Origin of the sequence: Pontivivens ytuae (assembly GCF_015679265.1) — a bacterium.
GTDB classification, from domain to species: domain Bacteria; phylum Pseudomonadota; class Alphaproteobacteria; order Rhodobacterales; family Rhodobacteraceae; genus Pontivivens; species Pontivivens ytuae.
Map to the genome: position 1 here is coordinate 844,600 of NZ_CP064942.1, position 13,560 is coordinate 858,159.

General features: G+C 65.2%; 15 protein-coding genes and 1 tRNA gene. 5 read left to right on the forward strand and 11 right to left on the reverse strand.

Features of this window, described 5'->3' with window-relative positions; all coding sequences use genetic code 11:
- The first annotated feature begins 258 nt into the window (after positions 1–258).
- The 3 genes from I0K15_RS03940 to I0K15_RS03950 all read left to right on the forward strand — a co-directional run bounded on the left by I0K15_RS03940 (position 259) and on the right by I0K15_RS03950 (position 2,597).
- Positions 259–864 carry a LolA family protein gene (locus I0K15_RS03940; protein WP_196104129.1) on the forward strand — a complete coding sequence of 202 codons (606 nt, stop codon included), beginning with the start codon at positions 259–261 and terminating at the stop codon, positions 862–864.
- 69 nt (positions 865–933) lie between these two features.
- Entirely contained in the window at positions 934–1,842 is a 909-nt protein-coding gene (locus I0K15_RS03945; protein ID WP_196104130.1) for a sulfite exporter TauE/SafE family protein, read from the forward strand.
- Complete coding sequence (locus I0K15_RS03950; RefSeq protein ID WP_196104131.1) at positions 1,839–2,597, forward strand: TIGR02186 family protein; 759 nt, start codon at positions 1,839–1,841, stop codon at positions 2,595–2,597. The genes I0K15_RS03945 and I0K15_RS03950 overlap by 4 nt, the downstream gene beginning before the upstream one ends.
- A 432-nt stretch (positions 2,598–3,029) precedes the next feature.
- Here the strand turns inward: I0K15_RS03950 and I0K15_RS03955 are convergent, their stop codons facing one another.
- Positions 3,030–4,151, reverse strand: coding sequence for an iron-containing alcohol dehydrogenase (locus I0K15_RS03955; protein ID WP_196104132.1), 1,122 nt, complete (start codon positions 4,149–4,151; stop codon positions 3,030–3,032).
- Between the two features lie 114 nt (positions 4,152–4,265).
- On the opposite strand from I0K15_RS03955, the gene I0K15_RS03960 reads away from it, so the two are divergent.
- Positions 4,266–4,340 (forward strand) — tRNA-Gln (locus tag I0K15_RS03960).
- A 185-nt stretch (positions 4,341–4,525) separates the two neighbouring features.
- Here the strand turns inward: I0K15_RS03960 and I0K15_RS20995 are convergent.
- The 9 genes from I0K15_RS20995 to I0K15_RS03995 all read right to left on the reverse strand — a co-directional run bounded on the left by I0K15_RS20995 (position 4,526) and on the right by I0K15_RS03995 (position 11,349).
- Positions 4,526–5,212 carry a hypothetical protein gene (locus I0K15_RS20995; protein WP_230374281.1) on the reverse strand — a complete coding sequence of 229 codons (687 nt, stop codon included), beginning with the start codon at positions 5,210–5,212 and terminating at the stop codon, positions 4,526–4,528.
- A 64-nt stretch (positions 5,213–5,276) separates the two neighbouring features.
- The gene (locus I0K15_RS21000) at positions 5,277–5,543 is read right to left on the reverse strand and encodes a recombinase family protein (RefSeq protein ID WP_338420771.1); all 267 of its coding nucleotides are present in this window, start codon (positions 5,541–5,543) and stop codon (positions 5,277–5,279) included.
- On the reverse strand, positions 5,425–6,165 hold the full coding sequence (locus tag I0K15_RS21005; protein WP_230374282.1) for a recombinase family protein: 741 nt from the start codon (positions 6,163–6,165) through the stop codon (positions 5,425–5,427). Before I0K15_RS21005 ends, I0K15_RS21000 begins: the two co-directional genes overlap by 119 nt.
- On the reverse strand, positions 6,165–6,572 hold the full coding sequence (locus I0K15_RS03970) for a DUF2924 domain-containing protein (protein ID WP_196104133.1): 408 nt from the start codon (positions 6,570–6,572) through the stop codon (positions 6,165–6,167). The genes I0K15_RS21005 and I0K15_RS03970 overlap by 1 nt, the downstream gene beginning before the upstream one ends.
- Entirely contained in the window at positions 6,569–6,853 is a 285-nt protein-coding gene (locus tag I0K15_RS03975) for a DUF3489 domain-containing protein (RefSeq protein ID WP_196104134.1), read from the reverse strand. Before I0K15_RS03975 ends, I0K15_RS03970 begins: the two co-directional genes overlap by 4 nt.
- A 207-nt stretch (positions 6,854–7,060) precedes the next feature.
- On the reverse strand, positions 7,061–9,955 hold the full coding sequence (locus tag I0K15_RS03980; RefSeq protein WP_196104135.1) for a class I SAM-dependent DNA methyltransferase: 2,895 nt from the start codon (positions 9,953–9,955) through the stop codon (positions 7,061–7,063).
- Positions 9,952–10,251: a type II toxin-antitoxin system RelE/ParE family toxin gene (locus I0K15_RS03985; protein WP_196104136.1), complete on the reverse strand. Its 300-nt coding sequence runs from the start codon at positions 10,249–10,251 to the stop codon at positions 9,952–9,954. Before I0K15_RS03985 ends, I0K15_RS03980 begins: the two co-directional genes overlap by 4 nt.
- 9 nt (positions 10,252–10,260) lie before the next feature.
- A complete protein-coding gene (locus tag I0K15_RS03990) occupies positions 10,261–10,527 on the reverse strand; it encodes an antitoxin (protein ID WP_196104137.1) in 267 nt (88 codons plus the stop codon).
- 177 nt (positions 10,528–10,704) lie between these two features.
- Positions 10,705–11,349 carry an IS3 family transposase gene (locus I0K15_RS03995; RefSeq protein WP_196104138.1) on the reverse strand — a complete coding sequence of 215 codons (645 nt, stop codon included), beginning with the start codon at positions 11,347–11,349 and terminating at the stop codon, positions 10,705–10,707.
- A 71-nt stretch (positions 11,350–11,420) separates the two neighbouring features.
- On the opposite strand from I0K15_RS03995, the gene I0K15_RS04000 reads away from it, so the two are divergent.
- Positions 11,421–12,562, forward strand: a protein-coding gene (locus I0K15_RS04000) for an IS3 family transposase (RefSeq protein WP_422393987.1) whose coding sequence is annotated in 2 segments (ribosomal slippage) — positions 11,421–11,681 and positions 11,684–12,562 — 1,140 coding nt in all. Because the reading frame shifts where the segments join, the coding sequence is not laid out codon by codon here.
- Positions 12,563–12,738: 176 nt separating this feature from the next.
- Here the strand turns inward: I0K15_RS04000 and I0K15_RS04005 are convergent.
- Entirely contained in the window at positions 12,739–12,993 is a 255-nt protein-coding gene (locus I0K15_RS04005) for a transposase (protein WP_196103179.1), read from the reverse strand.
- Between the last annotated feature and the right edge of the window lie 567 nt (positions 12,994–13,560).

Sequence of the window (13,560 nt, forward strand, 5' to 3'; positions counted from 1 at the left end):
CGAACGGTCCAGATCTGAAGGGAGACTCCACCCAAGCCCCGTCCATGATCCCGTTCACGGAGTGTTCACATCATCGTCGCACAATCTACGGCCGCGTTCCGGAAAAGTTCGCCCCGCAGATGCAACAGTTTTGTACATTATGCGCTCAAAATTGATATGCATTTTGCCTTTCTTGGTAAATCCGAGCGGTGGCCCTGCTCCCGCGAAGGTGAGCGATGGGGCGTGGAACCGACTGCGACACTCGCGCATATAGCTGTCATGGAAAGACGCTTCTTCATCGCGGGCCTCGGGGCCCTTGGTGCAACCGGCCTCGCGACGGCAGGCCGGGCGCAGGGCGCGGCCGAGCTCGAACGGATCGACGCCTATCTCAATGCCATGCGCTCGGCGCAGGGTCGCTTCGTGCAGTTCAACTCCGACGGATCGCAATCCGCAGGCCAGTACTGGCTCAGGAAGCCCGGGCTGATGAAGTTCGAGTACGACGCGCCGCACCCGCACGTGATCGTGGCCGACGGCACCTGGGTCGCCGTGGTCGATCGCAACTCAAATGACGATCCGCACCGCTATCCGGTCGGGCGCACGCCGCTGAACCTCATCCTGCGCGACCGCATCGATCTGTTGAACACCGGGGCGGTGCAGCGCATCCGCAAATCGCCCAACCAGACCACGCTGGTCGCCGTCGATCCCGACGATCCGGACAGCGGCACGCTGGAGATGGTGTTCTCCGAGAACCCGCTCGCGCTGACGCAATGGGTGACTACGAATCCGCAAGGTCAGAGAACAACGATCCAGCTCGCCTCGATGGAGCAGAACATGGATCTGCCGCGCAACATGTTCTCGATCGAGCAGGAGGTTCTGCGCCGCTGACTTGTGCGCTGCAGCGGGAGCGGCCAAGATGCGCAGCAACATCCGTTCCGCGCCCGCGAAAGGGCACCCATGCAGCTTTATCTCCCGATCGCCGAGGTTTCGATCAACCTCTTCCTCCTGTTGGGATTGGGCGGTCTGGTCGGGGTGCTGTCGGGGATGTTCGGCGTGGGGGGCGGGTTTCTCCTCACACCGTTGCTGATCTTCATCGGGATCCCGCCCGCCGTAGCCGTGGCGACACAGGCGCCGCAGATCACCGGGCTCAGCCTTTCGGGCGCCTTGGCGCATCTGCGGCGGCGCACGGTGGACGTACGGATGGGCTGCGTGCTGCTGGCCGGCGGCATCGTGGGGTCGGCCATCGGCGTCGACATCTTCCGCAGGCTCAGCGAGATCGGGCAGATCGAGCTGATGGTGACGCTGAGCTACGTCATCTTCCTCGGTATCATCGGTTCCTTGATGTTCGTCGAGAGCCTGCAGGCGCTGCGGCGCACCCAGCGCAACCAGCCGGTACGGCGGCGCAAGCGGCATGGCTGGGTGCATGGCCTGCCGCTGAAGATGCGGTTCCGGACGTCGAACCTCTACATCTCCGCCATCCCGCCTTTCGGCGTCGGGCTCTTCGTCGGCATTCTCGCGGCAATCATGGGGGTCGGCGGCGGCTTCATCATGGTGCCGGCGATGATCTATCTCCTGGGCATGCCCACGGCAGTGGTGATCGGGACCTCGCTCTTCCAGATCATGTTCGTGACCGCCTTCACCACGGTGATGCACGCGACGCAGAACTACACGGTGGACACGCTGCTGGCGCTGATCCTGCTGCTCGGCGGCGTCGTGGGCGCACAGATCGGCGCGCAGATCGCGGTGAAGCTGCGGGCGGAGCAGGTGCGCATCCTGCTGGCCGGGCTGGTGCTGGTCGTGTGTCTCAAGCTCGCCTATGACCTCGTCGTCATGCCTGCCGATCTCTACACGATCACGTCGGCATGATCCGTCTCGCCCTTCTCCTGATGCTCCTGCTGACCCCGGCGCGGGGGGAGGAGATCGTGGCGGGCCTCAGCCAGAACCAGGTCTCGATCACCGCCTTCTTCGAAGGGTCGGAGATCTTCGTCTTCGGCGCGGTCAAGCGCGACGCCCCGCCGCCCGCGGATGCCGGGCCGCTGCAGGTCCTCGTCTCCATCGTCGGGCCTGTCGATCCGGTGACGGTGCGGCGCAAGGCGCGGGTGGCGGGCGTCTGGGTGAACCGCGACACGGTGGTGGTGGACCGCGCGCCCTACTTCTACGCCAACGCCTCGACCGTGGCGCTGCGGGAGATGCTGAGCCACACGGACCAGATGCGCCACCGCATCGGGCTGGAGTGGCAGGTGGTGCTGCGCGACGCGCCTGCCGATATCGAGGATACGCCGGCCTTTCGCGAGGCGGTCATCCGCCAGCGCACACAGGAGGGGCTCTACCGCGAGCTTCCCGGTGCGGTGCGCCTGACCGACGAGACGCTCTTCGACGTCTCCGTCCGCCTGCCGGCCAACCTGGTGGAGGGCGACTACCTTGCCCGCGTGTTCCTGACCCGCGACAAGGCCGTGATCTCCACCTTCGAGACGCAGATCGCGGTGCGCAAGAGCGGCATCGAGGACTGGACCTTCCGCCTCGCCCAGGAACGCCCGCTGATCTACGGGCTGCTATCCGTGGCGCTGGCGCTGTCGCTGGGATGGCTGGCGGCGAGCCTGTTCAGGTATCTGCGAAACTGAGGATCTTCGAGCGGAGGGCCGTGCCCGACCTGGAGGGCGTTTGCGGGACCTCACCGCTGAGCGCGCGCCTTCAAGCATCCATGCCGCTCACTCGATGAACGAAATCGCCAACGCGCCCTCCGGGTGGAGGGTGAGCGCCGTCTCGCAAACGCTCCGATGGAGCGTTTGAGGCGAGAACGGGCGGAGCCCGGGGCGGGCGCGGCCTGGCGGTGCCGCCGGGCGGGAGGGCCCTGTTGAGCCCCGTCGTGCTCCGGCTTGACTGGAGCATCTGCGGCATTCGGAGATCCTCGGGTCGGAGCCTGAGGATGACACTTTTCGTGAAAGCCACTTTCTGCATCCCTGCGGCCCCGGCGCGGGGGCCGGGGCGGTTGCCCCTTGGGACCGTCCCGGACCTGATCCGGGATCGCTCGACACAAGGAACAAGCGACGTCTCTACAACACTGCCTCGTAGATCGCCCGCGCGTCCTCCAGCGTGACCTCCCTGGGGTTGTTTACCAAAAGCCGCGTCTGCTTCATCGCGTCCTCGGCGAGTTGCGGCAGGTGGTTGTGGCTCACCCCCACCTCGCGCAGCCGCGTCGGCACGCCGAGCCGCCCGGCCAGCGCCCGGAAGCCCTCGGCCAGCGGCACGCCCGGCCCGAAGGCGAGCGGCGCGAGCTCCGCATACATCTCCCCCGCCGCGGGTTGGTTGAAGGCGAGCACCTCGGGCAGCACTAGGCAGTTCGACAGCCCATGCGGCACATGGAACCGCCCGCCCAGCGGATAAGCGAGCGCGTGGACCGCCGCCACCGGCGCGTTCGCGAAAGCCTGCCCGGCGAGGCAGGAGCCGAGCAGCATCGCCTCGCGCGCCGCCACGTCATCGGGCACCGCGCAAACCCGCTCGATGTTGGCACCGAGCAGCCGTAGCGCCTCCCGCGCCAGCGCGTCGGAGATCGGGTTCTTGCGGTGCTTCGACGTATAGGCCTCGATCGCGTGGACCATCGCGTCGATCCCGGTCGCCGCCGTCACCGCCGCGGGCAGGCCCAGCGTCAGCCGCGCATCGAGCACCGCCGCATCCGGCAGGAGCTGCGGGCTGACGACGCCCATCTTCTCCTCCGTCTCGGTGGTCAGGATCGAGATCGGCGTGACCTCCGACCCGGTCCCCGCCGTGGTCGGCGCCAGCACCAGCGGCAGCCGCACGCCGCGCACGTTCCCGACCCCGAACATCTCCGCCAGCGGCTGGTCCCCGGCGAGGCGCACCGCCACGAGCTTCGCGATATCGAGGGAGGAGCCGCCGCCCACGCCCGTGATCCCGTCGCACTCGGCAAGCACGCCGCACGCCTCGTCGAGCATCAGCGTCGTCGGATCGGGCAACGTGCCATCATAGATGGTGACGGCAAGCCCCGCGGCCTCGATCCCCGCCAGCGTCTCGTCGATCAGCCCCAGCTCCCGCACCGTCCGGTCGGTGACGAGCCCGACCCTCCGCACACCCCGCGCGGCCAGGAGAGCGCCGATCTCCGCGGTCTTTCCGGGGCCGACGATGAGCTTCGCCACGGTCTCGAACTGGTAGCCTTGCATGGGCCTTTTCCCTCCGGTTTTGGCGGCCAGCTTCGACCGGGCGGAATCGCGACGCAACCATACGATTCCCCCTTGCAGCCCCCCGCGCGCCTGACTAAGACACACCGCACCGGTTGGGGTGTAGCCAAGTGGTAAGGCAGCGGTTTTTGGTACCGTGTATCGTAGGTTCGAATCCTACCACCCCAGCCAGGTTACCCACTCTTCTTGAGACAACGCGAGGTTTCCGGGTTTTCCGGCGCGAAGTCAGGTACTTGGCGACGCGCTGGCTGGACCGAGACGATCAAGCGTCCGGGAACTGCGCCGACTGCGGGGCCATGTCTCTCTTCCGGAAATCCTCGATCCGAGTTTGGGAGGTCGGCGGCCATGGCGGCCGGTCAGCTGCGTAGGAACTGCCGCTCCTGCTCGCTCCACCGCGCCGGGAAGCCCTGCTTGATCAGGGCATCCGTGGCAAGCCCGTCCGGCCGTTCGCCGGCAGCGATCCGGTCCAGAAGCCGGGGCGACAGCATCGCGAGATCGACGAGGTCCTTCACCCGCCGCTTCGACGTGCCTTCCCGCGCGGCGATGGCGGCGAAGGACATGCCCGTGGTCAGGTCATCGAGCCAGCGGCGGGCGGTGACGATGTTGCGGATCAGCGTGTGGTCATGCTCCGGGAGCGGCGCACCGAGATAGAGCTTGGTCTCGACGCCGCGCTTGCGGTCGGTGAACGGGGCGTGGATCACGAGGGCGTCGGCGACGATCTCCTGTTCCCTACATCCAGTGATCGCAGCATAGGCGCCCGCAGAGAGCCGCATGCGGATCGTTCCGCGCGCAAGATCGACCCGTTCGATCAGATCGAAGGCGCAAGCCTCATTGGCCCGGACCGCCGCAACCCTGTCGAGGAGCCGCGACCGTGCTGTCTGCAGGGCGTCGGCGTCCCCTGCCCCAAGGCTGCGCGGGCCAAACGATGGATCCGAGAGCGTATCGTTCAGCAACTCGACCAGCAGGCGCTCAAGCTCCGACGCCGGCAGCCGCCAGCCGTCCCGAGGGCCTGCATGGCGCGGCTTCAGCAAGCGGGCGGACACATAGTAGCGCAGGTGCTTGCCGGCCTTCTGCGTATGAGACGGCGTCAGACGATCTCCGGTCTCATCAAAGAGCTTCCCGATCAAAGGCGATGGCCGGGTCCTGCGTTGCGCCCCCCCTCGCCTTCCGCCCGTCGCTTTGCAGCTTTAGCTGCATCGCATCCCAGTCGTCAGGGCGGATGATCGCCGGGTGCTGTCCCGCATAGACCGCTGCCTTATGGCGGATGCGACCGGCATAGACCGGGTTGGTCAGGATGTGATGGATGTGCGCCCGCCCAAAGGGCCGTCCACCGTCTCGTTCGCCATCCTCGCCCGTCCGAGGCCGCGTCCTCAGGCCGCGCCGCCTCCGCCTGCACGCGGCTCAGACAACCCAGGTTGCGATAGAGACCATAGAGCGCCTCAACGACTTGGGCTTCCTCGGGGTCGATCGCGAGGGTCCGCCCATCGGGTCGATAGCCGAGCGGTGGGATGCTGCCCATCCACAGGCCCCTCTTCTTCGAAGCCGCGATCTTGTCGCGAATCCGCTCTGCCGTGACTTCCCGCTCGAACTGCGCGAAGGACAGGAGCACGTTCAGCGTCAGCCGCCCCATGCTGGTCGAGGTGTTGAAGCTCTGCGTGACGGAGACGAAGGAGGCCTCCACCGCGTCGAGTCGCTCGACGAGCTTTGCGAAGTCGGCCAGCGCGCGGGTCAGCCTGTCGACCTTGTAGACAACGATCTGGTCAATCTGCCGCGCCTCGACCGCGCGCAGCAGGCGGGTCAGAGCGGGGCGATCGAGATGACCACCCGAGATCCCCCCATCATCGAAGCGCTCGGGGACCAGTTCCCAACCCTCGTGGCGCTGGCTCGCCACATAGGCCTCGCAGGCCTCCCGCTGGGCATCAAGGGAGTTGAAGTCTTGCTCCAGCCCCTCCTCAGAGCTCTTGCGGGTGTAGATCGCACATCGGATCCGGCGCATCAGGCCAGCCCGAAGAAGCGCGGCCCCGACCAATGCGCACCGGTGATCCGCTTCGCGACGGCGGAGAGCGAGCGATACCGCGCGCCCTCCATCTCGAAGCCATGCTCCGTCACACGAACCCGATATGTCCGGCCATTCCATTCGCGGATCAACTCGGTGCCAGGCTTCGGGTGGGATGCAACGCGCCTCCCATCCGCGATCCGCTCCAGAGTGCGCCAGGTATTCGAGGACACATCCCCATCGAGGTCGCATTGCCGTTTCCAGAGCAAGACGCGACGCATGAACGACACGGACAGGTAAGGAGGAGGTTCCGCCCCAAACATCCGTCGCCACTCCGCCAGGCAGTCCGATCTGTCGAAACGCTCGATCGCGTCGAGGGTGGGCTGCATCTCCGTGGGCACCGTCATGCCTCGGACCCGGCGCCATCGGGCGCTTTGCGAAGACGATAAACAGAACCCTTCGGAGTGGCGACCCGCTCCACGTGTTCGCCACTTTTCCTCAGCATTGAGATTGCCGCGCGCGCACTATGCGGCTGCCAGCCGAAGCGCTCTTGCAGCTGCGTGATGGTGGCACCATTGCGGCGCGCAAGCATTTGCCGCAGCTCAGTTGCTTGGCTCTCCCTCGTCGGCGTCGGCTTCTTCGCTGTCTGGGTCGTTGGCAGCTCGTCGGGCTTTGTGGCGTTCGTCATCTTGGGCTCCTTTCGGCTGCGGCGGAGACCATTCCACCGCCGCTACCGAATGGTGCCCGGTCCGAAGCTGGGCGACGCGCTTGCGTTCATGCAGGCATGAACACTACCGCTTCGCGCGCGCGAGAAGTCTAGTGCGGAAAGGGCGGGAAGCGGACCTTCGCTGCACGTGCCAATTCGAGCGCCTGTCGGCTTCAACGGCGGGATCAATTATTGGCCGGAACGTTCTCGATTCAACTCCAGCAGGCGCGCGAGCGCATCGTCCTCGGCGATGTCCTCGGGCCAGCCGTAGGCGGCGGCCACGGCGGCGTCGAGGCGGGCGTGGAGGCCGGCGAGCCAGGCGGGCCGGGCGTTGTAGAGGTTGGTGAGGGTGCGTTTCTTCAGCTCCTTCGCCGCCGTGTCGTCGATGGGGAGCAGGCGGTCGGGATAGCCCTCGACCACCTCGGGGACGCGGCGGACGAGGTCGGGCGGGTTCAGCCACGCCTCGCGCTTGTGGTTCAGGTCCGCCGCCGCGTCGGCGATGGCCTGCGCGCGGGGGTCGCCCGCGTAGTTGGCGGCGGGAATGTCGGGGGTGAGGCCCTCGGGGAAGGGGAAGGTCTCGAAGGTGGTGGAGGGGGTGTAGCGGGGATCGTTCCCCTTGCCGAGGAAGGTGCCCATACGGAGCGACCACGCCTCGTGAAAGCGGGAATGGAGGATGCCGAAGGTGGTGTCGTCGTCGCGGGCGATGGCGTAGATCGAGCCGGTTATGAGCATCCCATGATCCAGCCAGAGAAAAGCGCGGTGCTTCGAGACCTCCGCCGTGACGATAAAGCGATCGAGATCCCCGAGAGCGGAACGCATGCCCCTATTCAGTTCCCCGTGTTTCCACCAGTTTTCACGGCGTGATTTGCGGCTATTGGTGTCTCGCCCCCGCTTCACTTCGGATAGAATGCGTTCAAAGGGGCCTTCGTAGAATGAGGCTTCATCAGCCGTTCGGTCTGCTTCAAAATCGATCACCCAACGTTCAGCCGGACGCTGCTTTGTCAGATCGTTGCCAGTAACGTATCGGCGGATAACGTCGCTGTTCGGACGGCCGTTGGGATTTTTAGGAGCTTTGAGCCAATCAGCCGCGAGTTCACGCGTTACGTCGAACCTGCCGACAAACTTGACCCCCTGGAAACAGACCCGCTCATTCTCCTCCAACCTAAACGCCCCCGTCAGGTCCAATCCCGCCGTCAGGTCCGCCGCGATGCGGTCGACCTCGCGGCCATCCAAACGGGGCGTTTCCGCGCCGCTCTCGGGCGTCGCCTCCCCTGGCGATGCCAGCATCACCATCGACACCCGCACCGCGGCGCCGGCCACCGTCCACGGCTCGTCGGACCAGGCCTCGAAGATCGCGCCCGCCTCGGCCGGGGCGGCCAGCACCGAGCGGTTGGCCCCGCCCCGGATCGAGTTGGTCGTCACCAGCCCGACGCGGCGCGTCCGCCCCGCTTCGACCGCGCGCCACGCCGACGCGACCCAGTAGGCCACGAGGTCCACGCCCCCCGGCACGTCCGGCCAGGCCGCGCGCAGGGCCTTGGCGTAGTCCTCGCCCAGCTCGGCGATCATGCGCTTGTTGCCCAGGAACGGCGGGTTGCCGACGATGAACTCGGCCTCGGGCCATTCGGCGGGCGTGCCGTCACCGGCCAGCACCGCGTCGCGGCATTCGATGGTGCCCAAGGGCTTCAGGATCGGGTCGGTCGACGCCTCGAACCCGTTGCGGCGCATCCACTGGATCTCGGCGATCCAGGTCGAGACGCGCGCCAGCTCGGCGGCATAGGGGCTCAGCTCGATCCCCACCACGCATTCGGGGCCGACCGAGGGGGCCGGGCGGGGCAGGCCCATCGCCTCGGCATCGAGGTTCGCCCGGTGCTCGAGGTCCTTCAGCGCCGTCAGCGTCAGGTTGAGGAAGTTGCCCGACCCGCAGGCCGGGTCGAGCACCCGCACCCCGCGCAGCCGCTCCAGGAAGCCCAGATGCGCGCGCGTCGCCCGGTCGTGCGCGCGGTTCGCCCGGCGCGTCGCCGCCCCCGCCTTGGCGGCCGCCCGCGTGGTGGCGGCCTCGGCGCTGGCGGCGCGCTCTTCCTCTAGGGCGGCGGCGATGGTGGCGCGGGCGGCGTCCCACTCCGTCTTGAGCGGGCGCAGGACGACGGGCTCCACGATCTGCATGATCTTGGCCGCGTCGGTGTAGTGCGCGCCGAGCTGGCTGCGCTTGCCCGGATCGAGCCCCCGCTCGAAGAGCGTGCCGAGGAGGGAGGCGTCGATCTGACTCCAGTCCATCTTGGCGGCCTTGCGGAGCATCGCGATGTCGCCCGCGTCCACGGGCAGGGCCGCGTCGTCGTCGAAGAGCCCGCCGTTGAACCAGGGGATCGGCGTGAAGCCCACCCGCCCGCCCCGGTGCGCCATCGCCGCGAAGAGGGTCCGGCAGTTCTCCTCGAAGGTGCCGGGGTCCGAGGCGAAGACCATCTTCTCGAACATCTTCTCGGGCAGCAGGCGCACGTCCTCGGCGAACATGCAGAAGACGAGGCGGTTGACGAAATGGGCCACGACGGGGGCGTCGTGCCCGGCCTGGCGGAGCCGCAGCGCGAGGTCGGCGAACGTGGCGGCGGCGTCCTCGGTCAGGTCGGCGCGCGTGCGGCGGGGGCGGAAGCTGCGCGGCTCCTGAAAGGCGCGGCGCAGTAGGTCGCGGGCGTCCGCGCCCCGCAGATCCTCGATGGCGATGTCGTGCCGCTCCTGCACGGCGCCGGTGAAGGCGGTGCGGATGACGATCTCTTGCGTGTCCGAGACGATCAGCAGCGGCGGGTTGTCGAGCGCGGGCGCGTAGCGCTGGACCTGCGCATAGGCCGCGTCGAGATCGGCCTTCGCCTTCTTGTACTCCCAGGCGAACGCGTCCTTGAGCCAGACGTCCGCCCAGCCGTCCCCGCCGGTGGTCTTGGCCGCGCCCTTCTCGAACTCGAAGCGGCCGGCCGTCGTAGGCGACGGCGGCTCGACCCCCAGAAGTCCGCAGAGCGCGATGAAATGCGCCTGCGCGGAGGATCGCTCCGAGAGCGGATTGCCCGACCAGGTGCGGATGAAGGCGTCGGGCGTCACAGACGGTCCTTCAACCGGGCCACGAGGTCCATCCGTTCATGGAGGATCGCGATGACGATCGACCGGTCGCCGGTGATCCAGAAGATGTAATGGTGCTCGCAGCGAAGGACCCGTACATCCTCGGGCAGTGCGTCGTTCGCTTTCTCCCGGGCGCTTCCGTCGCCGATTGCCGCGCAGCACGCCTCGATCCGATCCAGGTACGTGTCGGCCTGGTCGAGCCCCCACCTTCCGAAGGTGTAGTCCCAGATGCCTCGCAGGTCCTCTTCCGCCGCGAGGGTGAGATCGTAGGTCTTCATCCGGTGCCGCTACCGTCCCGCTTGCGCGCGCGCCTCGCGACGGATGTCGGCAACCGACTTCGTGGACAGCTCCCCTCGGCGGGCCTGGTCGATCCGCGGCCTCAGAAAGTCGGTCAGCGCGCCGAACGCCTCGTCCTCAGTCATGTTCTCGAGCGCAGGGACGTCACCGAGGGTTCGCTTGAGGACGAACTCTTTGATGCTCTGCCCTCTGAGAGCAGCGATGGCCTTGAGCTTCTGGTGCTCTTCCGGGGTGATGTCGATCGAGAGGCGAGGCATGTCGAAGATGTAGCATCCACGTCCGCACAAAACAACATTTGTGGCACGCTTCTCGGATCTCGAACGGGTTCGATGGTGACCACTACACACATTCCTTCCGCCCGCCCAGAGAAACGCAACCCGAACCAATCGGGCTGATCTGGGCTGGCTGAAACAATGAGCATAGCGGAGACCTGTCTAGCCCCCTGTGTCTGGACCACTGATCAGGGGTTTCTCTAATATTGTTTCAGGAACGGGTGGGCGCATGTTGAGTGCCTGATGCGGTCGGGTGTGATTGTACTGCCTGAGCCAGTGATTGATGACGATCTGAGCTTGCTTGGTCGTCGTGAACCACTCCGCATTGAGAACCTCTCGCCGTAATGTCCCATTGAAGCGCTCGTTGTATCCGTTCTCCCAGGGTGATCCTGGGTAGATGCGGATGGGCTTGATCCCAACACGCCGAAGCCAGCCCTGCATCGCCTCTGCTGCGAACTCGGGTCCGTTATCGGACCGGATATACTCCGGGGAACCGTGGCGCAGCAGGAGCGGATAGAGTGCTTCGAGAACTTCGTCGGCACCCATCTTGGTGCGGACCACAACAGCCAAGGCCTGCCGCGTGAACTCGTCGAGAACCGTCAGCATCTTGTAACTGCGCCCATTGCTGAGCTTGTCATGCACGAAGTCTATTGCCCAAACATGGTTCGGGTGCGTGGGCCGAAGCCGGATGATCGAGCTGCCCTTGTGGTAGAGCCGCTTGCGCTTTTTGTGCCGCTGCGGAAGCTGCAATCCTTCCTCACGCCAGAGCCGCTCGACCTTCTTGTGATTGACCCGCCAGCCTTCCATGTGAAGCAGCTCCGTGTGTCCTTCCCCCCTAGAACTGGGCCATTACATTGGCCGCGAGAGGGGGATTGGGCATGGCGAGGAAGCGACATTCAGACGAAGACATCTTGAAGCTGCTGCGTGAGATCGAGCTGAAGCTGACGGCGGGCGATGACGTGGCCACTGCATGCCGCGGCGTCGGGATCAGCGACGCGACATACTACAACTGGCGGAAACGGTTTGGCGGGATGGGCCGGTCGCAGCTGTCGGAGATGAAGAGTTTGGAGAAAGAGAACGCCCGACTGAAGAAGATCGTCGCCGAGCTCGAACTGGACAAGCTCATACTCAAGGAAAGCCTGAACCACCTAAAGCCCAGGGCCTGACCACAGAGGAGCTTCGTCAGGCCGTCCTTCACACACGCCAGAAGCTTGCCACGTCTGAGCGGCGGACCTGCCGGGTGATTGGCCTGGCGCGGAGCTCCCTGCAATATCAGCCAACACAGAGAGACGATGATGCGCTACGGTTGGCTCTGATCCGGTTGGCGAAGCAGTACGGGCGATATGGCTACCGCAAGATCACGGAGCTGCTTCACATGGAAGGCTGGCGGGTCAATCACAAGAAGGTCGAGCGGCTCTGGCGTGAGGAAGGATTGCAGCTTCCGCAGCGGCACAAAAAGCGCAAGCGGCTCTACCACAAGGGCAGCTCGATCATCCGGCTTCGGCCCACGCACCCGAACCATGTTTGGGCAATAGACTTCGTGCATGACAAGCTCAGCAATGGGCGCAGTTACAAGATGCTGACGGTTCTCGACGAGTTCACGCGGCAGGCCTTGGCTGTTGTGGTCCGCACCAAGATGGGTGCCGACGAAGTTCTCGAAGCACTCTATCCGCTCCTGCTGCGCCACGGTTCCCCGGAGTATATCCGGTCCGATAACGGACCCGAGTTCGCAGCAGAGGCGATGCAGGGCTGGCTTCGGCGTGTTGGGATCAAGCCCATCCGCATCTACCCAGGATCACCCTGGGAGAACGGATACAACGAGCGCTTCAATGGGACATTACGGCGAGAGGTTCTCAATGCGGAGTGGTTCACGACGACCAAGCAAGCTCAGATCGTCATCAATCACTGGCTCAGGCAGTACAATCACACCCGACCGCATCAGGCACTCAACATGCGCCCACCCGTTCCTGAAACAATATTAGAGAAACCCCTGATCAGTGGCCCAGACACAGGGGGCTAGACACCCGTACTGCTTCGCCAACCGGATCAGAGCCAACCGTAGCGCATCATCGTCTCTCTGTGTTGGCTGATATTGCAGGGAGCTCCGCGCCAGGCCAATCACCCGGCAGGTCCGCCGCTCAGACGTGGCAAGCTTCTGGCGTGTGTGAAGGACGGCCTGACGAAGCTCCTCTGTGGTCAGGCCCTGGGCTTTAGGTGGTTCAGGCTTTCCTTGAGTATGAGCTTGTCCAGTTCGAGCTCGGCGACGATCTTCTTCAGTCGGGCGTTCTCTTTCTCCAAACTCTTCATCTCCGACAGCTGCGACCGGCCCATCCCGCCAAACCGTTTCCGCCAGTTGTAGTATGTCGCGTCGCTGATCCCGACGCCGCGGCATGCAGTGGCCACGTCATCGCCCGCCGTCAGCTTCAGCTCGATCTCACGCAGCAGCTTCAAGATGTCTTCGTCTGAATGTCGCTTCCTCGCCATGCCCAATCCCCCTCTCGCGGCCAATGTAATGGCCCAGTTCTAGGGGGGAAGGACAGTTCTAAGGGGGGACGGACACTATCGACCTGGCGCCGACAATTACGGTATCACCTGAGAGGCCTTGAGGTGATTACGACGAGCTAACGTACAATAGGACCCCCAGCTGAAGCGGGTACGCTCCGCTTCAGCTGGGGGTCCTAGTCAGCAGCGACATGATCGATCCGGACATGCGATGGACTTGATTTGCCGTCGAAGCCAAAGCCAGACGCACAACGTGATGTTCAGATAAGCCAAGCCTACAGGCAGCTGACCTCGATGCTTGTAAAAGGGCGTCTTCTAGAAATCCATACATCCTCTGGGTTCATCAAAACATCATAGACCACGCGCCACTTGCAAATCGGATCCACACACTCGGCCTCTGCATAAAAGTGAGGAAAGCCGTCTGCTGCGAATTTGTAGTTCGCGCCTTCCCCACGCTCCCACAGCTTCTTCCCAGCCAAGATGCAAGCCGAAAACTCTAACTCGAAGCGAGCTAGC

Excerpts from the sequence above, each read along its gene's own strand:
- I0K15_RS03940 (WP_196104129.1), top strand. The coding sequence starts at position 259 with ATGGAAAGACGCTTCTTCATCGCGGGCCTCGGGGCCCTTGGTGCAACC.
- I0K15_RS03945 (WP_196104130.1), top strand. The coding sequence starts at position 934 with ATGCAGCTTTATCTCCCGATCGCCGAGGTTTCGATCAACCTCTTCCTC.
- I0K15_RS03950 (WP_196104131.1), top strand. The coding sequence starts at position 1,839 with ATGATCCGTCTCGCCCTTCTCCTGATGCTCCTGCTGACCCCGGCGCGG.
- I0K15_RS03955 (WP_196104132.1), bottom strand. The coding sequence starts at position 4,151 with ATGCAAGGCTACCAGTTCGAGACCGTGGCGAAGCTCATCGTCGGCCCC.
- I0K15_RS21005 (WP_230374282.1), bottom strand. The coding sequence starts at position 6,165 with ATGCGCCGGATCCGATGTGCGATCTACACCCGCAAGAGCTCTGAGGAG.
- I0K15_RS03970 (WP_196104133.1), bottom strand. The coding sequence starts at position 6,572 with ATGACGGTGCCCACGGAGATGCAGCCCACCCTCGACGCGATCGAGCGT.
- I0K15_RS03975 (WP_196104134.1), bottom strand. The coding sequence starts at position 6,853 with ATGACGAACGCCACAAAGCCCGACGAGCTGCCAACGACCCAGACAGCG.
- I0K15_RS03985 (WP_196104136.1), bottom strand. The coding sequence starts at position 10,251 with ATGAAGACCTACGATCTCACCCTCGCGGCGGAAGAGGACCTGCGAGGC.
- I0K15_RS03990 (WP_196104137.1), bottom strand. The coding sequence starts at position 10,527 with ATGCCTCGCCTCTCGATCGACATCACCCCGGAAGAGCACCAGAAGCTC.
- I0K15_RS03995 (WP_196104138.1), bottom strand. The coding sequence starts at position 11,349 with ATGGAAGGCTGGCGGGTCAATCACAAGAAGGTCGAGCGGCTCTGGCGT.